Source organism: Methylobacter sp. S3L5C (genome assembly GCF_022788635.1).
GTDB lineage: Bacteria > Pseudomonadota > Gammaproteobacteria > Methylococcales > Methylomonadaceae > Methylobacter_C.
Map to the genome: position 1 here is coordinate 675115 of NZ_CP076024.1, position 20017 is coordinate 695131.

Here is a 20017-nt window from a genome sequence, read left to right on the forward strand (position 1 = left end):
ACCAAATTTTATCACCTAACGGTTTTATAATTACCAGCCTAAATGCTACCCGTACGATGCATTAAAAGAACTAATGCCGTATGGGTCTACACCGACCAGTCAAAAACCTCCGGCAAAGCCGGAGGCTTGAAAATGTGAACCGCTCAAAGCGGATTAATAATTGTGCCACCTAAAGGTGACAATGCCTTAAAATAAATCGAGTTGTTCTATTCGTTTATCCTCTTCTTCTTGATGCCTGATATAGTTTCGTACAGTGACTTCATCCCTGCCAACTGTTGAAACATAATATCCTCTTGCCTAAAAACTTTGTCCGGTGAAATTCTTTCTTCGCCCCATAAAAGTTCGTGCAATGGATATAGCGCTTTTACCCTTAATAAAGCCAACAACCTGTGATACTGAATATTTGGCTGTAATTGAGATTAGAATATGGACATGATCTGACATCAAATGTCCTTCCTCAATCTTGCATTCCTTTTGTAAGGCTAAATCTTTTAGTATTGATCCCAGATATTGCCTCAACTCCTTATAAAGGCTTTTTTTTCTATACTTTGGAATCCAGATTATATGGTATTTACATTCCCATTTTGTATGACTTAAACTCTCTGGTGAATTCATCGTTTGTTTCCTTATCTTTTGAACTTTAGGCAGCTCACAGATAGGGAGACTCTCGGTGATTCCCGTAATTGTCAAACTTTATGAGTCCCCCAGCAGAGCTGGGGGTATACTTATGACCAATTACTTTTTTATAATCTCCGCATCAGGAATATCCTTGAAGACTCTAACTTCCAGCGGTCGACTGGTATCAAGATGAATATCCCGTTGCGGAAAGGCAATCTCTATGCCATGCTCGTTCATCGCTCTATAGATCATATAACGCAGGTCGCTGGCCACAACGGTCCAAGATACATCCGGCTTAAGTTCTACCCATACATACAAGCCAAATTGGAGCGCGTCGCTACCAAAATCTTCAAATTGCACCCTGGGTTTTGGGTCGTCTTCAACGACTCCATGCTTATCGGCAACCTCAAGAAGCAGATCAGTGACCTCTCTTACCGGTGAACCATAGGCAATACCAATTTTAACGACAATACGTATTTTCTCGTTACTTAACGTCCAGTTGGTGACGTTTTGCTCTATAAAGGTGCTGTTAGGAATCAGGGTCTCTATGCCGTTACCATCGCGGATATGCGAACTTCGTACCCCGATATCTATGACACGGCCACGGATACCACCAACTTCAACCAAGTCCCCCGGCCTAAAGGGGCGCTCAAACAATAGCATAAGCCCACTGATCAGGTTCTTGAGCATATTCTGCATCCCGAACCCAACACCGATAGCCAACGCCCCGCCCATGAAGGCGAATATTGTCAATGGAATCCTGACTACCAGCATACTCAATACTATCAGGAGTAAGACTTCAAGAAATAGCATCCAGCGACGTACAATACGCGCAAGACTGGCGTCCATGTCCAAACGTGTTACTGCCAGACCTTCTACCAAACGAGCCAGACGCACGGCAAACCAGTAACCAATTATCAAAATCGCTAAAGCAGTCACCACCTTATCAACGGTAACACTACGTTTGCCACTGACTATCTGCCCATCAACCTCAATATTGTCTTGTACGGCAAAGAGCTCAAACGCCCAAACCTGTGACGCAAAATCACGCGTTTCCAGAAACACTTCTCCCAGGTAATCGTAAAATGACTTAACCTGGAACCTGTTATCGAGTTCCTGCTTGCAACGTTCCAGTAAGTCTTGGGTTGCCTCAATTGTCCCCAGTAATCTCGACCATGAAACCACCTGATCAAGATCAAGATCTCTTAATATGTCCCTCAAAGCATCCGATTCGCTGACTGTAGGATCAAGCGCCTCAACAGACTGATTGGTAACCAGTGTCAACACACGATGACGCTGTTGGTTGATATAATCGTGAACCACGTTAAGAACTACCTGATTACGGGCAATCTTGTCATAAGCCGCGCTGGCTTTTTCACGATCGGTTACCTTGGCATAGGCCCAGCGTAGATTCCAGATATCTCGCTGCATTTGCAGATAAGTCAGTATCCTGTTGAGGGCTTGCAGTTTAATGTCGACATTGTTGCGTTGCGCCTGACGTATTTGATCACGCTGTTCAGGGTCGAAACTCTGAAATTGTACAGCTTGTGCTTCGGCATTCAAAGATGGCTCGTTCTGTTGAACAGAATTATTATAAAGATCAAATGCTGATATTCCCTGCTTAAGCTCAGAAATAATATGTTGATTTTCAATTTCGAGATTCTTTTGCACCTGATCAACATCTTGCTGTGTCAACTCTACGTGTTCAGATGCCACACTTAGTTGTTTACGGACCAGTTGCAACTGTGCCCGATTTTCCAGTAAGTCTTCAATAATTGTTTGTTTTTCAATCTGAAACCCTATAACGCGTGCCAAATCAATCTGATTTTGCAGAGCCACTAAGTCCCTCGCCCTACTCAAGACAACTTGTTGATCAGGTGCATTTTTAACCTGCTCTACAGCTTCGTCAGCCTGCCTTAGCTTTACGATGGAATTCTCGGCAGTATTTATCAGCTGCGTCCCCGCCGACTCAATTGTAGAAGCCCAAATCTCAAGCTCTTTTACCCGTCTTGTGAGCTTTGTAACAGACTCTTTGAGCTCATCTGTCCTGAGAAATGGATAACGAGCCGGTGAGCTGAAGCCTGACCAGTTGGAGGCTTGATTTTCCATCTGCAGTCGCTGTTGCTGATGTACCTGCAAACTTACCAATCGGGCAAGCTGTCCCTCATAGAGAAACACCAGTTGCCTGAGATATAAGCGTCGAATAAAGATATCTTCATCGCCATCGGACCCAGTAACTGGTGAGCCGCTGACGGCTTCCGAAGGCATAACAACAAGTTCCGCGTTAGTTGCGGCAAGTTTCTTTTTGATATCCTCCATAAGTACTGCCTGATCAAATGTAGGTTTGATTATGGCAGTATTGTCGGGGGACTGTTTCATTAGCCCATTGATAATTGCGGAGGTAGGCGTTGCCCATACTGGCGCTAATGATAGCAGCAGCAACAGACTTAATAGCCCTCGGATTACGCGAATATTTATGGGTTTAACTATCAAGTAAAGGCGAACGATGCTGGACTGTTTAAGCATGTGAATCATTTTAGCCGCCTAAAAAAGTGAATAAATCAGAACCAAAAACCATAAATCAACGTAGCGGCAGTGTTAATGTGGGTCCAGCTAATTTGGCCGCCCCCGCTTGCAGCCGAAATAACTGGGTTAGAAGCATAAAAGTTGACTTCGACTCCAAATCGTTATCCATGAGATAAAACCATTGACCACGATACGGTATGGTAACAAAAGCATTATCCGGTTGCTTATCGCTGTGGTAAATATGAAAAAGATTTCCACCCGCCGTTTTACCCCAGTCAAATTCCGAGCCATTCTGATTTCGTGTAACAGTCACTAAACCTGCTGCCTTGTGAATTTTTGGAGTATCTACATGTTGAGACAGATAAAAAAAGATGCTCATCAGCGAGCGTAGATTTATCGAGATAGTATCGCTTCTGTGTTGCAAGAAGCCATTATTGACATGATAGATCGTAAGATTTTGATCGAGTCCAAGTACCTGTTTAATTTCCCGAATCGCCTCATAATGCTCCGGTGAGGAGTTAATTTCCAGCTGCGTTTCCTTGGTAACGGCATCAACTCTGGGGATTATGAGGTTATCGCTCATTACCTGATCAAAAAGTTGTAACAGTCGATTAAAAGGATCAATACGCTTCGGAGAAAATTTAGGCGTTGGGCCGGAGGCATTCGGGGCATTTTCAAGGCCGTTGATACGTTCCACGCAAAGACCCAGCACCCGCCGACCACTCCATCCCGATTCAATCAGGGCAAACATGTCTTCAATAGCGAGCGGTCTGAGTATGCTCTTAACGAAGCTCTCTCCCTGAAGTGGTGCATAGGCAATAGTTGGCGCAGTCGTATAGGCTCCTCCCCCGCTAAGTTGCAAGACATCAGCACCGCCACTACTCAGATCGAAGGCAGATTGATCCAATCCGGCAGACAAGTCCATTTTTAAAGACGCTGTGACACTGGTCACATCCAGAAAGAAAATCGGATCCCGGTAGTGCAATCGTACAATATTTTGTATAAATTGCTCATTCTGACTGTCAACGATAGCCGCATTATAAAGTGGATACGTACCCCTGAGTTCATTGGGGCCAAATGAATAACAACCAGGCAACAAAACTCCAATTACCAGGAGCAGAAGTAATGGTTTACCACATGAAATTTTATGGTTAGCGAGAAGTCTCGCTAACCATCGCGATTGAATTACGACAAACAAGAAAAACCTCATTTAGGTGCTTTGTCTTCAAAAAAAACAGGCAATGCATGCCATCATTCGCAACAGCTTATTGTTAAAGAAGGTGTGTTCCGGGTAAGCACCAAATACTTAGGCAAAAATTATAAGTTTATTGCACCAAAGCAGGATTGATCCAACCTTGCCGGGCAAAATATTTTGCCAGCTGGGCCGTGATATCCTCGGCCATTTTCTTTGCTTGCTGGGCAGAAGCTGATTTATAACTTTTAACACCGCTCACCGCTACGTTAGCTCCGACTACGGCTGCCGCACCGGCACCCGCTGCAGCACCCACCGGTCCGAAAATGGCTGCCCCCGGCATGCTGCCACTGTCAGTATGGGCATCAAAAGCGATCAACTCCTTATAACCCGAAGCTGACGGCACCAAAACACGCACCTTAGTATCCAACGAAGATTTCCCCATGCCCAAACCAATGGCATTTCTACGTAATCGATTACCTTCATTAATATCAACAAAATAACCGGTAATCAAAATTGATCCGGGAGCAACCGGTAAGCCCTGGTCCGCACGCACAGGATATAACCCTAAAGCGGCTATTTTCAGTGTCAGTTCCGTTGCCAGAGCATCCGATACCTCACGACCCACCTGGATTTCTTCGCTGGTCAGATCTTTATTTCCAAAATTTCTCTGTATCTTCGCAAAAATACTGGAATTTTGTTGAACATCTTGAGGGCTCACGGCAAAGTTATAAATCAACACAGGATTCGGTGTAGGCATACCGGCATTGGCTACTTCGTAGGTCTCCTTGACATTGGTTTTGGCACAACCAACAATGAATAAACACAGCAAAACGGCCCCTGATAATTTTAATAAATGTTTAAATCGCATAAGTATTCCTGATAGGGTTTGCAGTGAAGTATCAGAAACGAGGCAGAATCAATACAGCCATTGCCTCGTTACAGTTTAAAAAAAATTGGTCAACTTTGGTAGAAGTCCATCCTTACATGACATTTTGCTCATAGAGCATAGCCAAGTTTCAACGCCATAATGCCATAAAATATTCACCTGTGCCAAGCCATTGAATTGCGATACCCATACCTGCAGTTCCGGCCATATGCGGCACCTGCAACGTAATTCCAACCTCTATAGCCGTAATTGGGATAGGCGTTATAATCCCAAGCTCTATAAACAGGAGGTGAAACATAAGCCTGCTGAACTGTTGGACTGGCGCAACCAGACATCAACAAAACAGACCGGCTTCCAATAACATTAAAGCATATTTTAATTGCATAACCATTCTTACATCGTTTGAAGTGAAATTAACATAATCATTACCTTGTGACGGTTTAAAGCGAATATTCAACTTTGTCGGTAGTGATATCAACATCACCAAAGCAAAGTTCACCAACAACTATTTTATTTAGTTGGATTGGGCCGTTTACTTTGTTTTTTGCTCGATCCCATAAGTACCAAACTCAATTTGTTTAGAATTAGTCGGAATTTTAAACACAAATGTATCCGTTTTCAGATTAGGATTCAAATTCCAGTCCACGAATTCGACCAGGAAACGAGGAAAGTTTGGGGCCTTCTTATAGGTCATGGCCAAACGAAGCGGCAGTGTTTTTTTGCCTTTTTCTATCCAGATTTCCCAATTAATAGCAGGCTCCATATAGGCAAAATGCTCACAAGGTACGCCATTTACCATTGACTGCCCCAACACGATGGCATGTGTTAAATTTTTGGTCATCACGCTATAAGGATTGCTGTACAAAAAATCTGCAGCAGGAAAATTCATTTTTACCTTTGTCATAACAAAGTCAAGCATCTCATCAATCGTTGATAGTGGGCCGGAAACAGCATAGAGCTTATTCTGCGGATCGAAGGCTAAAACTTTGGAACCAGCGAAATAAAGCTGAAAGTTTGGCACATCACCTGAAACATTGATGTGTAATTTATCAGGCCTTTGCAGGCTGACTTCAGTGTCGGTAAAGAAAGTTAGAAACTGACCGGTAATCGCCGGTAGCTCTATAGCGCTATTCGAGTGATAGGTAAACTCCTTGGCAGAAGTCAATTTATCGCTCATCTGCTTAAGTCGATCAAGAGCGTATTGCTGAATAATCGGCGCTGGCAGCGATGCAGGGCTTTCCGGCTGTGCAGCAGGTTGCTCTACTGCCTTTGGTGCTGTTTGAGTCTGCATATTAACCGGCATTGTTTCCAGGTACGCACACCCCGGCATCGAAAGCGCAAAAACAATTACAGGTAGCAGGATAAATGCAGGCGGAATTTTTCCGAAGTTTTTTTGTTTATTTTGCATGATCAGCCCTCTATAAAATAGTGATTATTGGTTGTCCATCTGTTGATACAAAGATTTTCCTTCGGCTTCTCTCTCCCTACCTGTTGATATTAATACGGTGCAGGTACAACCTGATAATAGGCACCATTACTTCCAAAGTAAGGCCTGAACCAACTCATGCCACACTGATAAAATTGGGTTGAACTGACAGTTACACTGACACAGCCACCCGGCAGATTATTCAGGTTGGTTCCCGGAGGTAGCTGCGATGCATACACTGGCTGTTGCTGCACCACGACCGTGGTCGGCGGGTAAGCCTGCCTGGATGCTGCAGCGGAGTCCGCCATTGCGCCAACTGCCAGACCGGCAATACCGGCCGCCGCGACCTGACCGGAACTATAGCCACTATTGCCATAATAAACAGTCGCCGGTGAGCGATAGCCATAGGGCACAGGAGCAGGATGATAGCCATAGGCAGGTGAGTGACTCCAACTCGCAGAACCGCCATAAGCGCCAGTAGCAGAACCAGATCCGCCACTCCAACTCGCAGAGCCGCCCCGATAGCCGGATGCAGAACCAGTGCCACCACTCCAACTAGCCGACCCGCCACGAGCGGTCGTAACTGATCCAGTGCCTCCGCCATAACTTCTGTAGGCTTGTGTTGGCATTGATATAACAGCCATACAAATAGCTGTAGTCAGAAGGCAGTAACCTTTATTTCGAATAATCATAACGCTTACCTCTGCAAAATAACTTAACTAATATTAGCCAACGATTTATGGTCACCCTTCAACTATACCAAGGACAGGCTTCTTAATGAGGTTTTCTGAGGAATGAATATCTCTTACAATTTAATAACCGGCCTCATTATTATTGAGGCCACCAATCTATTAAGATATAAATCGTAGTGTTCGTAATGTAAAAATAATCAGCAGTTTAATTATATTTTAAAACAGGCAGACTATTTATAACCTAACCGCTATCTTTACTTTCATTGGTATCTTCACAGCAATTATTAAAGCATCTAAAGCCCTTCACCCCATCGATATTGCCAGACAATCCCGATTATATCGAAGTTACTACCAGTCCGTGAGTAAATGCCCGTACTACCATTCAGTTTGATGGAATTCTGCTTGGTGATCGGCAATGACAACGTACCACCAACACGCCAATTCTGCTGCATATTGGCGTCCATTATATTATCTTGAATGGTACGGCCACCTGTGTAGTAATTGGCATCGAAAGCAGCCCAAATACCCATGCCGAAGTTATAAATCAGATGCCCTTGCAGATTATAAATAGGCTTTTGCTCCAAGGTATTTTTCACAAATGGCTGGGTGTTATCGGTAAAAATGTACATCCCGGCAGCGAATTCAGTAATCAATGCTCCCCACGCTTTGGAAATACCGATCTCCGGCTTGATAGACCAGCGATTAGTGCCGATATTCACCAGTTTGCGCTGATCGTATTGACCTCCTGGTGCCGTTACGGCAAGGCTAATGCCAACAATAGTGTCCTGTTCATAGCTGGCAAACTCTTTCATCGACAGGGCGGGGGCTCCGTAAAGATTCACATATAAACGCGCCATGGGATCGGCAAAACCAACAACATCTCGGCTCTTCTGTTGCCCTAACACCTCGGCTTGACCGGATAGCCAAGCCTCTGGAATAATAATATCAACCTTGCCAGACTTTCCCCAAAAATCCAGTGAACGCACATAAGCAAAGACGGAGCTATGAGTTTCCAACTTGGCGTTAGTGATGGGCACAGTCGGGGCGAAGGCTATATTGCCTTTAATGTTGGTGTAGCCAGCGATCAGAAAGTTGAGACCAATGGGTATATTTGAATACGCTCGTGGATCCATATCTGTCGCACTTACCGGCGAGCTTGTTATGCCCATAATCGCCAGAATAGTGGATCTGGCGAAATGAGAAAAAAAGCATTCGACTAAACGGCAAAACATAACCAGTCTGTGCGGCAAACATTAATCAATAATAATACCCGCCCATTCCATATCCAGGGCCCCACATACCCCAATTCATGTTGGCATCTTCATTCATTTCCGCTGCCGTGCGTTGATCCTGAGCAATATTTTTTTGGAGTTGCAATTGTTGAAAACTTTGATAATTGGCATCTTCACCTATATAGAGGCACTGACAATTTGTAGCGTCGGCGTATACGTAATAGTTTTTGCCGTCTTTTTCATGTGTTACTATTTTCTGTTGCGTCAATGTTTTTAAATGAGCCAGCTTTTCTGGACTATTCGCCAGTTGCATTTTAAATCCGGCAGCGGCTAACAGCTGTTCTTTATCCTCAGCATTCTGCGCGTTTATCGCGGCACAGGAAATTAAAACGCTACTTAGTATGGCGATGCCAACGCCTTTTAATAGTCGTAACTTTATAGTTAAGTTGTTGTTCATAACATATTGCTCGTTGTTGATAGTTTAACAAAAATTTTATATTGAATAACGAAGGCAATTTTTTCAAAACATCAGCCTCCACTCCAAAATAACGCTATCTCTCACAATTATCCTATTACACATTTTCATACCAGCGGTATATTGGGCCATATAAAATAGCCATGATAAACAGATTTGCACAGAGAGCCCAGAGTATACTGGAAAGGTCTGGGGTTCACTATCTAAAGCACTCGCCAACAAAGTACCATTGCCTAAATCATCAGTACAGCCAGTCTGACGAAATGCAATGGCAAGAATTCAACAAAGGAACACAACACCCTCTGTAAGCAGGTAATGCGTGCGTTATTGACCACCTTCCAGAACGCGTGCAGTCTGTCCAAAGGCATTACAATTATCGGGATCACGGCACATCGTTTCATAAACCGCCTGTTTGCCACAACCTCTAACGCCAATGGTATATTCGGTCCATTCATAGCCATCGCCGCCCCTCATCCCTACACCCAAACCATTTATGTAGGTAACTTTTTGTGAAAGTACTGTTCCTGTGGCCTGAGGGCAATTCAGTTCAAACTGTCCTCTAGTTAGTGCAGTTTTTACAGCGGATGGGGAATTTTGCGCGAGAAACTGAGCCTCGGTCGCACAGGCACTGATAATCAATGGCAGCACCAGCGCAGCGCAGCCGGTTCGGAAAGAGTGACTTACGCAAAACTGTATTTGTATTTGACTGTTAATGGTATTAAGTTTTCCTGAATTTTTCATGGTTTTTCTCCTAATATATAGATTAGCCGCCACTTTCGACATCATCATCCGACGGCGATTAAAGTTTTCTAACTCCAGCCAGCCCAATTAACATGGCTTTTTAAATCTACTCGCTGGTTTTATTGTTGCGCTGGGCCTCTTCCAACTTCTTGATATCTGCGGGCGACAATTGTGGCCGATTCACCTTGATTGTCAATTTATTGAGCTTGGCGGTGAGCGGGAACGGCGGCTTGTAGTCGGTATCATTCACGCCGGTCAGCGTGTCGGAACCGATGTCGAAGCTCTCGTCCCATTGCAGGATCATGGGCAGCGTATGAGGCATGGTAAGTGTTTGAACTTCTTTGCCATCAACCTTGAGCGTACCGGTGCCGGAACGACCAAGACCGCTCATGTTATTGAAGGCAAGCGTACCTACGCCAAGACCGTCATATTTGAAATCAAACTCCAGGATATGTTTGCCGGGCGCAAGCGCGTCCTGACCTTGCCACTTGAGGCGATTCAGGTCAATCAGGTTCCAGAGAAATACCTGTTTACCCTTGAGCAGGTAAAAACCATAGCCGGCGAAGCGGCCGCCCGAGGTCAGGATCATGCCTTCCGCACCACCTTCGGGAACCGTGATGTCGGCGGTATCGGCGGTAATGGTATAGGTAGTTTTTGTTTCATTATTTTTCCCCTTTGATCCATTGAATTGTGGATTAGTATCATCTGGCAATAGGTGAGTTAATAATATTGCCAATAACATAAGGCCGTTTGATTGTGCTTTTCAGCCTGCTTGCTGCCAAATGAAATGAACTGACAGCAAAGCGGTTAATCAGGTCAGAGTTTTATAACCTTCTGCGTTATTCGTCGTCGCTGACCAAAAATCATCTAACGGCTGCAGCTCTTCCTTATTAAAATGTAGCACATATTTTTCATCACCAGTTCATGGACTTGCTTTTCACCACGCAGGCAAGAATTTACAATATCTTTTCATCAACTCCGAACTATCGCAGGCCAATTTATCAAGGGCCTTTCCAGCAAAAAGGCCTCAGTTTGTCATAATAAAAAATATTGCTCGGTACAATACCGATCTTTTTGAGTTGAGCCACCAGAGACCAGTCTGTAATGTGCGGTGGATTTGCTTTCATTACTTCGGTGGCTTAATTAAAACAGGGGCCGGCAGACATTTGGTTAACCTGATCCAGCGGTAAAGCCATTTGGGCAATAGGTCTGTGTGCAACCAATAAACTGGACTTGCGGCTTAGGTGCATTAATGCACTGGACTGCCATCATTTCCATCGCACGTTGTTTTAAACATCTACAGATAATAACCCTTAATTTCTTGAAGGAATAGTATCTGTTGACATCGAAATTATTTATCTGAGAGTCTATAGTTTAGATGCTATTTTTTTATTTTTATTGTCCCATTAAGTCAAGTCCCTCGCAACCAATCCTGCATCCCGGCCAACTATTTCCCGATTAACGAAAGGGATTTTTGAAGCGGGGCACTCGAAGCCTTGATAATTCCTTCCAGTGGTTGATTTAATTCAAGGATAAGAAAAATTGCGCCCGTCATCGATAGAGCACAGATGAACAACGCCGACTTTGCTGTCAGATTTCGAGGAGCCAACAAACCAAATTGAGCGAACAGAACGGTCAGCCAGAAGGTCAGCACTACAAGAAATATCACCGGCAAGTTAGTCTGTGACTGTTCGATTAACATCCATCTTGATTGCATCATGTCCGCACTTATTTGCAGTGCCTGAGTTTGAAGATATTTTTGCGAGTCGTTCTGCGGCGAAAGCTTACGAATCTTGCTGTAAACTTCGGCCATTCCAGTGGCCGTTTCCATCTTCGTCAAATCGACTCCTTGTGTACTTTCGTCAGGCCAAATGCGTTCGATTGCCGAAGCGGTCGCCTGACGAACAAGCTCCTGCGCTTCTTTCGCTTCCGGTCCATAGTTGGACAAGTAATAGCCGAGCGTGATGATTTTCGCACCTGATTGGGTAATACCTGACGTTGTATTATCGTAGTTGCCTTTCGCTGATGTCACCAACAGACCAATAATCAAAGCGATCAGCGTGGCCATCATACCAGCCGACGTCTTCAAAATATCCTTGGAGTCTGCTTGTGTGTGATGATCAGGTAAAACCAACCGGAGGTACGAACCCAATGCCATTCCAAAAAGCATACAGACAAAAATAACGAAAGCAGCTAACGGAGCAGACATTAGTTAACCTCCTCTACCATCACCGAATCTATCATTAAACAAAAAATAATATTTCATTTTTTTACCTGTTAATTTATTAATACTTCGGACATTTTTTGTAACTATTTGACTTTAAAGGATTTAAAAAACCCACTCAAAAAATTAAATCTTTTATTTTCCAAACACTTATCTTTCTACTGACTTTCGTTTGATAAAAACTATCCGAAGTCTTGATTTATGCCCTTTACACCATAGCTGTATTTAGAAAATACAGCCTGATAATTGGCTAATAAAAGCAATCTATTTAAGAGACTTACGCAAATTTTTCAGTAACTTGCTGATTTCACTTTGCGCCATACTATTACCTATAAAATGTTTTAAAACGCTACCAAATCCAGTAACTTGATCGGTAAAGTTTCGATTTTCATAGAAAACCAAGGAACCACTGCGATACGGTAAGCAAACAACAACGAGCTGATTGGAATTAAAAGAATGTCCGGCATAAAATTGCCGGGTAAGAATCAAATCGCCACCACGCTCACTCAACATGACACGGTGAACAAGAATAGCCGTAGGACTACCTTGGACCTCCCGATTACTCCAGAAAAATGTTTCTCCGACGCCCATTGGGAAAGCAACCGGATAGTTCAGCCAAGCCTTAAATAACTCGGGAAAATAATGCGCCAGCACTTTACTTTCCAGCGCCGCTGTCTGTAACTCTGCTCCCGGATTAGCTTCTACTCCATCACCACGATCATAAGTTGCAACGCCCTTCAAGCCTGTCTTGCGATAAGACTGCAAACGCTGCCATAAAATCTTTCTATAAACTTCGGAAGCCGCATCAGGTAATGCCGTATTGATAGCCCGTATAATCCGATATTCTTGGGTGCTCAAATTAAATTGACTGCCTGGCGTTGCCGCCAAAAAATCTTCAGCGTCATCACTTCCAGCCCGGAAAGCAAAACCTTTAAACGCATCCTGCGTAGTCTGTAACGGAATGACATCCCCAGCAATAACGGCAGTATCCATGGATTGTAAATCTTCTCTCTTGATCAACTCAATAATTTTGGAGGGCTCTACCGGCAAATACATTGCAGCACCTGTAGTTAACTCATTTCCCCTACTTCCTGCAACATTGAAAAAAACAATTTCCCCTTTATCCAGTCTCGCAAGATCTTGTTGCTTAATTCCTAGTTGCTGAATCAACGCCATAGAATCCGGCATATTTGCAGAAAATACTGTCGAAACCATGCTTAATTCCAGAACGGTTAACAACAGGTACCAGAATTTTTTTTCCTTTAAAAAACCATTTTCTATGGTCTTAATTTGCTTGGACATACCTTATACCTGCCTATAAAAAACAAATAATAATCCAAAGTCTCACCATTTACATCTGCTTTATTTTAAAACTTTCCTCCAATAACCCGATTTAAGCCTAATGGATGTCGTTTGGAATAATAATCGAAACCGTTTATATCGGAATCGCTACAAAAATTTCTCGTCACATTAATACAGCAATGGCGTCATAATATCCACAATTAGATAGCCCCTTCTGTATTAAATTTCTTGATTAGCAAGGTACTTCAGCCAAGTTTAATCATTGTGCAAAAAGTTGGAGTATACTGAATCAGATCAACTAAAAGAGAGGGGATAGTCGGCGGTCGAAAACCTAAAGATATGCCGGGATTTCTTTGGATTAATACGATATTAGGTAATCTAAAAACCAGCCTGGGTGATGCTTGTCATGCCTTTGGTTTCGCAAAATACACCTCGCGCTATTTGGCAGCATTTGCCTATCGCTTCAATCGCCGCGTCCAACTCGATAAGCTTCCATCGCGTCTTCTTGTCGCAGCTATTGCCATTGGGCCTCGTTCAGAGGTATGGCTTCGGTCGGCTGAAGCACCTTGCTAATCAGGTTAAATTTTGTGGATAAAACAAACCAGCTGTTTATAGATTCTCATGTGCTTTCTCGTCTTTGGCCGGATTGAAAAAAGCCTGAAACTACATCAGCCAGCCCTCTTCAAAGCCGATCATTATTGATTGAACTTAATTGGTTGAATGTAAGAATTGACTCACAAAATAAGGGAGATATAATCGGCAAAAATATAGCCAGATATTGGGTGTAAAAGAATCTTATGCAAACATTATTAGAAAACAAAAAGCAACTTTTTGATCGCAATTCCTTGGTAAACCTGGTGCGTAAATGGGGTGATGTCAATACTGAAGGTATATTATCCCCCACATGCCAATTTTTTTCCGACCCACGCATCGAAGGTTTTATTGGCTATCGTATCGAAGCCGGTAACGCAGTAGTTTTTGGTGATCCAGTATGCGCCGCAGCAGATAAACAAGCACTAGCCAAAACATTTCAACAGTACTGCCGAAACCAGAAAATAGGTGTTGTTTACATCATTGTATCAGAAGAATTTGCCAACTGGGCCGCACAAAATCTCGGTTCGGTTCTGATTGAATTTGGAGAAAAGTTTGTATTAAATCCCCTTAGCAACCCCATTGACCACAAAGGCTCAAAAGCGGGGTTTGTCCGCAACAGAGTGAAGCGTGCCCGACTGGAAGGGGCTTTGGTACACGAATACACTGGAGATAATCCTGACATTGAAAAAGCGTTACAAGAAGTCGCAATAACATGGCAAAAGGAACGCCACGGACCGCAAGTCTTTTTAGCTGATTTTACTTTGTTTAATGATCGTATGGGTAAACGCTGGTTCTATGCTGAACAAGAAGAAAAAATAGTTGGCATTATAATACTTAGCGAACTCCAATCGTATAATGGATGGCTTCTAAACAGTGTCCTGATAACCAAAGACGCCCCCCATGGTATTTCAGAATTATTAGTCATCTCTATGCTACAAATTTTAGCACAAGAGAATTGTCAATACGTTTCTATGGGTCCGTGCCCCGGGAACCAACTAGGAGAAATCATCGGACTGAATGAATTTTCCAAAACAGTTGCACGTTGGGTCTATCAATTGGCAAAGAAAGTTTTTCATCTCGGTGGCCGTGAAGCCTTCTGGAAAAAATTCGAGCCGACAATTTACCCCTCATATTTGTTGTTTCCTGAAAAAAACTTATCCTATTCAAGTATAAAATCTCTTCTTAAAGCCCTAAATGCCCACGTTTAAAAACTCGGCATCTCCAATCCTGCTTTAAAATCCAGGATATTTACAAAAAATCTGGAAAGTTGCACAACAAAAAATCAATACTTAACAAGATTTGCAATTGGCTACAACGTTTAATTTCTCTGCATTATCGCGTAACATCAGCTACCAGTTCTTATGAGTAATTTTTGTTTTTTTCCTTAAGCTACTGATGACACAAAAGTATTAAATCTGGTTTTTATCAAAAAGTTTATTTTAACGTTGAACTTTATTAAACCTTAAACATCTTAATGTTTTTGTATGCGTTATTCTGGAAGCTCAATTCTGCTTTATTCTAATAATTGAATATTTGCTGAAATTGTGACGATTCAATAGTCATTTTGTACTTATTTTTTTTATCTTTTTTTATAACCGCTGGAGAACTAACAAAAAATCTCGGCGATGCGTCTTCACCATGTTTTATTGGATCTTATAAATGAACTCTAGACTTACCCTTGTCGGTATCCTGTTTTTTTTAACGGCTGGCTGTAGCAGTATCGAAAAATTAATTCCCGGTAACACGCTTGCCATGGATGCCGTTGGCTTGCCTGTTGGGGATTTGGCCGGTCTCGGGCCACAACAAGTAATTTCTACCAGAATGACTATAGATCATGATGGCGAAGAACTGTCAGTCGCCCTGTATCAACCTGCTCATGCTCCGCTAAATTCCCCCGCCATCGTTTTCTTGCCAGGCTTAATGGCTCCTGATGACCAATATGAAAGCTATGCTCGCGCACTTGCATCACGAGGATTTATTGTCGCCGTACGTGGGTGGTATTCAATGTTTACCACTGATATTGAACTAGCACATGACGCAAACCTGATCGCCGACTGGCTGATCAGTACACAAAGTGTTGACCCCAAAAAAATTGGTGTCGCCGGTCATTCTATGGGGGGCAAGGACGCGATGCTTGCAGCATCCAGATACGGCGTTTTCGCCAGTGTGGTTGCCATTGATCCTGATGACAACGGCAAGTTGTCTGTCGCACATGGCGGACTTATCTCCTTAATGCGCGCCCCTTTATTGCTTATCGGTGCGGAGGTTGCCTGGCAAGCGTCCAGCGTCTGTGCGCCGAAAGAAAACAACTACCAACGTTTTTTTGAGCAATCGCCGCCAGGCACCATTGAACTAACCCTAAAAGATGCCGATCACGTACAAATGCTGGATGAGCCAGACCGTTTTGGTTACGGTATATGTCGTTGCGGCACTGCAGACTCTCGCCAAGTTCGTATTACGGCAAGACGTGCAACTGTCGGCTTTTTTGTCCAACATCTAATGGATGGTCCGGCGTTGCCAAAACCACAGCAAAGCGATGCGTTAATCAGGGTGGCTCAAAACAATCATATAATGGCAAAATGAAGCTAATAAAATCAGTTAGGCTTTCTGAGCATTTCTGAATAATGAAAGAATATTGTTACGAGTCACCCAATGTAATTGGGTAGCATTGTTTTTCAGCTTTATGTTTATACCTCTCAACTCATCCGGAGTAACCGTGAATAGACTGTTTTGCATTTTGTTAGGTGTCATCTTGCTTGGCTCCGTTAAGGCAGATGAAAAGGATTTTAGGTGTTTTAAGTCAATTAATTTAAAGACACCGCTTAAGCTTCAATTTATTTTTCAAACTGACAAGGATGACTTAGGATTCGTTAGTTACCAAAATGGTAACGGGGCTATTCCGGTAAAATTAATAAAAGAAAAAGAACTAAAAAGACTGCCGGGTGGCAGACCATCAGAGTTTGAAGCCCAATGGCAGGAAATGACTACCGATGGAACAGGTGGAATTTATAGGGTTATTAGCCAAGGTGCCATGATAAGCGACTTCCGATACCTTCGAAAAAAAGACGGCAAGGTATTTCAGTTCCAGGAAGACATGGATGCATCTACTGAGAAAGGGTGCAATTGGAGTACAAAATAAAATAAAATTTTCTGGGGGGATTAAGCTACAAGCCATCGTTCCTCTCTTTGCTTTCCCCCCTACAAACCTACTCTTTTTAAGTATAAACGCAATGATAAAAATATTAAGCAGCAGCGCTCAAAAATATCTTTTTATTGTATTTCGCCTCGAGCGTAAAGTAACTTTTTAACAAAAATTAAAAAAGGTGAGGTAACTTTCTGGTATGAAATTAATAAAAGACCGCCTATTACGCCTACTCTTTGCAGAAAACCTTTTATCGCAGTATCTATTAGTTCATAACCCAAGAAAGTCGCCTCACTCTCCGTATTTTCACACATCGAGCTTTTACAAAAAAATAACAGCTATCTCTTATTTAAGAGACTTATGCATATTTTTTAATAGCTTGGTCATTTCACTTCGCGCTTGTTCGCCGCCGACAGAGTGTTTTAAGCTACTGCCAAAGCCAGCAACCTGATCAGTGAAAGTCCTATTCACATAGAAGACCAGCGAACCATCGCGATAAGGCAAACAAGCAATAGTAAGCTGATTGGAGTTATATGAATGCCCGGCATAAAATTGTCGGGAAATAATCAACTCGCCAGCATCCGTAGCCAACATAATGCGGTGAATCAGAATAGCCGTAGGCCGACTTTCCACCTGACGATTACGCCAGAAAAAGGTCTCTTCGGCACCTGCTGGCAAAGCAGCGGGATAATTGAGCCAAGCCTTATACAATTCCGGAAAATAACGAGCTAGCACTTTGCTGTTCAGCGTAGCTGTTCGAAGCTCCCCCCCGGGATTGGCTTCCGCTCCATTACCGCGATCATAAGTTGCAATTCCCTTCAAGCCATTCTTGCGATAAGCCTGCCAACGTTGCCATAAAATTTTCCGGTAAGCTTGTGATGATGCATCAGGTTGTGTGGAACTGGTAGTCTTTAATACCTGAAACTCTTCAGTCGATAGGTTAAATTGGCTGCCTGGCGTTGCCGCCAAAAAATTGGCGGCTTCATCACTCCCGGCTTTGAAACCGAATCCTTTGAATGCATCCAGTGTTGCCTGTAACGGAATCACACCCTCTTTAGCAACCTCGGTATCTATTGATACCAAACCTTTACTCCTGATAATCCCTGCCATTTTAGATGGCGCTACCGGAAAATACATGGCGGCACCTGCTGCCAACTCTTTTTCGTCACCCTCTGCAACATTAAAAAAAACGACTTCACCCTGATTTAGCTTGGCAACATCTTGTTGCTGAATGCCAAGTTGTTGAATCAACTCTTGAGAATCCGGCAAGCTTGCGGCAAACACGGGAAAACCACCCATTAAAACCAGCATAAAAATCATCAAATAGCCTATTTTATACTTTTGAAGCACAACATTTTTTACTGTTATATATTGATCAGACATGGCGTTAATCCTCTATAAGAAAAATAAATAAAAATGGGCAGAGTAATTTGAGCTTACCCAGCCTGGCTAATGACCAAGCGCCTTGAAACCTGCCCAGGCAATCTCAACGCCAATGCATAGCACAAAAAAGGCGAGAATTTTTGATATGGCCAAGGCAACGTCAGCTGAAAACCGCTTCGTCATAAATTTGAGATTTCGGTAGCAAATCGATACGACTAAACACGTTAAAAAAATCCCGATAATTGCGGCTCCTTGTTCCAACGTAACCAGGAGCATGGATTCTCGATTCAAATGAGCACTAAAGGTCAAAACTACTGCCAGACCTCCCGGGCCTATCGTCAACGGAAAAGTAAAGGGATAAAAAGCCTTCGGCTCAATTGCTGTGTAAGGATAATCCGGACTCTCTTCAGAGGGAGGTTTACCGGTCTCTTTTTGATTCAATAGCTGCCATCCCATCAATGCCAAAACGATCCCTCCCGAAAACTGGACTACCGGGATGGAAATTCCAAAAAGTTTCAGGATATAGCTGCCGAAAAAAAAGAAAAAGGCTAATAAAAGAAAAGAATACAGGGCTATTCTTCTCGACATCGACTTCCAGGTTTGATCGTCAACCTCTCGGGTCATCCCGTAAAGAATAAGAGCCGTCCCGATGGGATTAATCACCGGGAACAATGCAGCGAAAATCATGGGGATAAGTTTTAAAGCAATAAATAAACTGGTCACTTCACACCTTCCAACTCTACGATTAACGACTCTATTTCTTTATTGCCCGGCAATGCTTCGGCAGCTTTTCTTTTCAAACAAGCGCCCCTTTGTTGTCGCCAGCCTCGCGCTGTATGGAAATCAATGTACTGAGTATCTGGCGCAAGCTTGCCGGCCTTGGCAAATTCTTGTAGCGCCGTGGTTTTATCTGCTTTACGTACCAATATCAAGCCTCTTGGTTGAGTTGCTGTTTTTTAAGCAACCCAACTACCTGTATTAAAAAACTAATTAATCAGGATTAATTTGACTGATTTTCGAGCCTTGCAGTCCCAAGCCGGCCATCAAACCTTTCTGACCAAAAATAAACGCATACACTCCGTCTTTCGCTGTCGTAGTTGTTAGTGATTTAGCCATGCCCTTATCAACAACAACAATACTCGGGCCAACACCGACTTCCCAGCCTTCACTACGATTAAGGTAGCTCAACGAGGCATTGTCCATAAAAAACAATGCATAACTGAACGATTGTACGCCAGCTTGCAAACCATACGACCCGGCGACGATATTATAATAACCAGCAGTTCTACCGTTCTTAAACAAGGCACCACCACTGCCATATTGAGCACCGACCAGAAAGCCGGCTTTAACAATACCAGGAAATACTAATATACCTTTAGCTCGCCGCCCCAACTGTCTGGCCTCCGGATTACTTGCATAAAGACTCTGTAATGCGGCGTTGGAGTCACGAGTAATATCCACTGAGGAATTCGCCAACTGTCCGCCCGTCGATTGACAGCCAGCAAGAGCAATCAGGCTTATCAATAAAAGACCTAACCATTTATTATTTAACATATTTATCTCCTGTTACTTTAATTGTTT

The 20017-nt window shown here is 43.2% G+C and carries 19 protein-coding genes and 2 pseudogenes; 4 read left to right on the forward strand and 17 right to left on the reverse strand.

The genetic code is table 11. The annotated features are described in order from the left end of the window. Positions 1–186: 186 nt before the first annotated feature. The 13 genes and pseudogenes from tnpA to KKZ03_RS03365 all read right to left on the reverse strand — a co-directional run bounded on the left by tnpA (position 187) and on the right by KKZ03_RS03365 (position 13317). Positions 187–615 (reverse strand): annotated as a pseudogene (tnpA, locus tag KKZ03_RS03305) (IS200/IS605 family transposase). Between the two features lie 120 nt (positions 616–735). Further along, a complete protein-coding gene (locus tag KKZ03_RS03310; RefSeq protein WP_243220046.1) occupies positions 736–3153 on the reverse strand; it encodes a mechanosensitive ion channel domain-containing protein in 2418 nt (805 codons plus the stop codon). 46 nt (positions 3154–3199) lie between these two features. After that, entirely contained in the window at positions 3200–4240 is a 1041-nt protein-coding gene (locus KKZ03_RS03315) for a hypothetical protein (RefSeq protein ID WP_243220047.1), read from the reverse strand. A gap of 229 nt (positions 4241–4469) precedes the next feature. Next, on the reverse strand, positions 4470–5207 hold the full coding sequence (locus KKZ03_RS03320; RefSeq protein ID WP_243220048.1) for a DUF4410 domain-containing protein: 738 nt from the start codon (positions 5205–5207) through the stop codon (positions 4470–4472). A gap of 148 nt (positions 5208–5355) precedes the next feature. Beyond that, positions 5356–5523 carry a hypothetical protein gene (locus KKZ03_RS03325; protein ID WP_243220049.1) on the reverse strand — a complete coding sequence of 56 codons (168 nt, stop codon included), beginning with the start codon at positions 5521–5523 and terminating at the stop codon, positions 5356–5358. Between the two features lie 234 nt (positions 5524–5757). Continuing rightward, a complete protein-coding gene (locus KKZ03_RS03330) occupies positions 5758–6633 on the reverse strand; it encodes a DUF2092 domain-containing protein (RefSeq protein ID WP_243220050.1) in 876 nt (291 codons plus the stop codon). An 89-nt stretch (positions 6634–6722) separates the two neighbouring features. Beyond that, positions 6723–7295 (reverse strand): hypothetical protein, encoded by a 573-nt coding sequence (locus KKZ03_RS03335; RefSeq protein ID WP_243220051.1) that lies wholly within the window; start codon positions 7293–7295, stop codon positions 6723–6725. A gap of 341 nt (positions 7296–7636) precedes the next feature. Continuing rightward, complete coding sequence (locus KKZ03_RS03340) at positions 7637–8512, reverse strand: transporter (RefSeq protein ID WP_243220052.1); 876 nt, start codon at positions 8510–8512, stop codon at positions 7637–7639. 88 nt (positions 8513–8600) lie between these two features. Beyond that, positions 8601–9032 carry a hypothetical protein gene (locus KKZ03_RS03345; protein WP_243220053.1) on the reverse strand — a complete coding sequence of 144 codons (432 nt, stop codon included), beginning with the start codon at positions 9030–9032 and terminating at the stop codon, positions 8601–8603. Positions 9033–9374: 342 nt separating this feature from the next. Next, complete coding sequence (locus tag KKZ03_RS03350; RefSeq protein ID WP_243220054.1) at positions 9375–9791, reverse strand: hypothetical protein; 417 nt, start codon at positions 9789–9791, stop codon at positions 9375–9377. 106 nt (positions 9792–9897) lie between these two features. After that, positions 9898–10503: a hypothetical protein gene (locus KKZ03_RS03355; protein ID WP_243220055.1), complete on the reverse strand. Its 606-nt coding sequence runs from the start codon at positions 10501–10503 to the stop codon at positions 9898–9900. Between the two features lie 735 nt (positions 10504–11238). Continuing rightward, a complete protein-coding gene (locus tag KKZ03_RS03360) occupies positions 11239–12000 on the reverse strand; it encodes a DUF4239 domain-containing protein (protein WP_243220056.1) in 762 nt (253 codons plus the stop codon). A 279-nt stretch (positions 12001–12279) separates the two neighbouring features. Beyond that, on the reverse strand, positions 12280–13317 hold the full coding sequence (locus KKZ03_RS03365) for a hypothetical protein (protein ID WP_243220057.1): 1038 nt from the start codon (positions 13315–13317) through the stop codon (positions 12280–12282). A 312-nt stretch (positions 13318–13629) separates the two neighbouring features. On the opposite strand from KKZ03_RS03365, the pseudogene KKZ03_RS03370 reads away from it, so the two are divergent. The 4 genes and pseudogenes from KKZ03_RS03370 to KKZ03_RS03385 form a co-directional block, all read left to right on the forward strand. Further along, positions 13630–13890, forward strand: a pseudogene (locus KKZ03_RS03370) (transposase); the annotation flags it as partial. Between the two features lie 224 nt (positions 13891–14114). Next, positions 14115–15119 carry a DUF2156 domain-containing protein gene (locus KKZ03_RS03375; RefSeq protein ID WP_243220058.1) on the forward strand — a complete coding sequence of 335 codons (1005 nt, stop codon included), beginning with the start codon at positions 14115–14117 and terminating at the stop codon, positions 15117–15119. A 451-nt stretch (positions 15120–15570) separates the two neighbouring features. Beyond that, positions 15571–16494 carry a dienelactone hydrolase family protein gene (locus KKZ03_RS03380; RefSeq protein WP_243220059.1) on the forward strand — a complete coding sequence of 308 codons (924 nt, stop codon included), beginning with the start codon at positions 15571–15573 and terminating at the stop codon, positions 16492–16494. Between the two features lie 133 nt (positions 16495–16627). Beyond that, the gene (locus KKZ03_RS03385; RefSeq protein WP_243220061.1) at positions 16628–17050 is read left to right on the forward strand and encodes a hypothetical protein; all 423 of its coding nucleotides are present in this window, start codon (positions 16628–16630) and stop codon (positions 17048–17050) included. A gap of 348 nt (positions 17051–17398) precedes the next feature. On the opposite strand, the gene KKZ03_RS03390 is transcribed toward KKZ03_RS03385, so the two are convergent. The 4 genes from KKZ03_RS03390 to KKZ03_RS03405 form a co-directional block, all read right to left on the reverse strand. After that, the gene (locus KKZ03_RS03390) at positions 17399–18436 is read right to left on the reverse strand and encodes a hypothetical protein (protein ID WP_243220062.1); all 1038 of its coding nucleotides are present in this window, start codon (positions 18434–18436) and stop codon (positions 17399–17401) included. A 66-nt stretch (positions 18437–18502) separates the two neighbouring features. After that, positions 18503–19159, reverse strand: a complete 657-nt coding sequence (locus KKZ03_RS03395) for a MarC family protein (RefSeq protein ID WP_243220064.1) — start codon at positions 19157–19159, stop codon at positions 18503–18505. Further along, on the reverse strand, positions 19156–19368 hold the full coding sequence (locus tag KKZ03_RS03400; RefSeq protein WP_243220065.1) for a hypothetical protein: 213 nt from the start codon (positions 19366–19368) through the stop codon (positions 19156–19158). Before KKZ03_RS03400 ends, KKZ03_RS03395 begins: the two co-directional genes overlap by 4 nt. A gap of 58 nt (positions 19369–19426) precedes the next feature. Further along, entirely contained in the window at positions 19427–19990 is a 564-nt protein-coding gene (locus KKZ03_RS03405; RefSeq protein ID WP_243220067.1) for a lipid-binding SYLF domain-containing protein, read from the reverse strand. Positions 19991–20017 lie beyond the last annotated feature (27 nt).

What these genes read in the sequence shown, in the direction of transcription:
- KKZ03_RS03330 (WP_243220050.1), bottom strand. Translation starts at nt 6,633, where the DNA reads ATGCAAAATAAACAAAAAAACTTCGGAAAAATTCCGCCTGCATTTATC.
- KKZ03_RS03345 (WP_243220053.1), bottom strand. Translation starts at nt 9,032, where the DNA reads ATGAACAACAACTTAACTATAAAGTTACGACTATTAAAAGGCGTTGGC.
- KKZ03_RS03365 (WP_243220057.1), bottom strand. Translation starts at nt 13,317, where the DNA reads ATGTCCAAGCAAATTAAGACCATAGAAAATGGTTTTTTAAAGGAAAAA.
- KKZ03_RS03405 (WP_243220067.1), bottom strand. Translation starts at nt 19,990, where the DNA reads ATGTTAAATAATAAATGGTTAGGTCTTTTATTGATAAGCCTGATTGCT.
- KKZ03_RS03335 (WP_243220051.1), bottom strand. Translation starts at nt 7,295, where the DNA reads ATGGCTGTTATATCAATGCCAACACAAGCCTACAGAAGTTATGGCGGA.
- KKZ03_RS03320 (WP_243220048.1), bottom strand. Translation starts at nt 5,207, where the DNA reads ATGCGATTTAAACATTTATTAAAATTATCAGGGGCCGTTTTGCTGTGT.
- KKZ03_RS03390 (WP_243220062.1), bottom strand. Translation starts at nt 18,436, where the DNA reads ATGTCTGATCAATATATAACAGTAAAAAATGTTGTGCTTCAAAAGTAT.
- KKZ03_RS03310 (WP_243220046.1), bottom strand. Translation starts at nt 3,153, where the DNA reads ATGATTCACATGCTTAAACAGTCCAGCATCGTTCGCCTTTACTTGATA.
- KKZ03_RS03350 (WP_243220054.1), bottom strand. Translation starts at nt 9,791, where the DNA reads ATGAAAAATTCAGGAAAACTTAATACCATTAACAGTCAAATACAAATA.
- KKZ03_RS03340 (WP_243220052.1), bottom strand. Translation starts at nt 8,512, where the DNA reads ATGGGCATAACAAGCTCGCCGGTAAGTGCGACAGATATGGATCCACGA.
- KKZ03_RS03325 (WP_243220049.1), bottom strand. Translation starts at nt 5,523, where the DNA reads ATGTTTCACCTCCTGTTTATAGAGCTTGGGATTATAACGCCTATCCCA.
- KKZ03_RS03380 (WP_243220059.1), top strand. Translation starts at nt 15,571, where the DNA reads ATGAACTCTAGACTTACCCTTGTCGGTATCCTGTTTTTTTTAACGGCT.
- KKZ03_RS03360 (WP_243220056.1), bottom strand. Translation starts at nt 12,000, where the DNA reads ATGTCTGCTCCGTTAGCTGCTTTCGTTATTTTTGTCTGTATGCTTTTT.
- KKZ03_RS03375 (WP_243220058.1), top strand. Translation starts at nt 14,115, where the DNA reads ATGCAAACATTATTAGAAAACAAAAAGCAACTTTTTGATCGCAATTCC.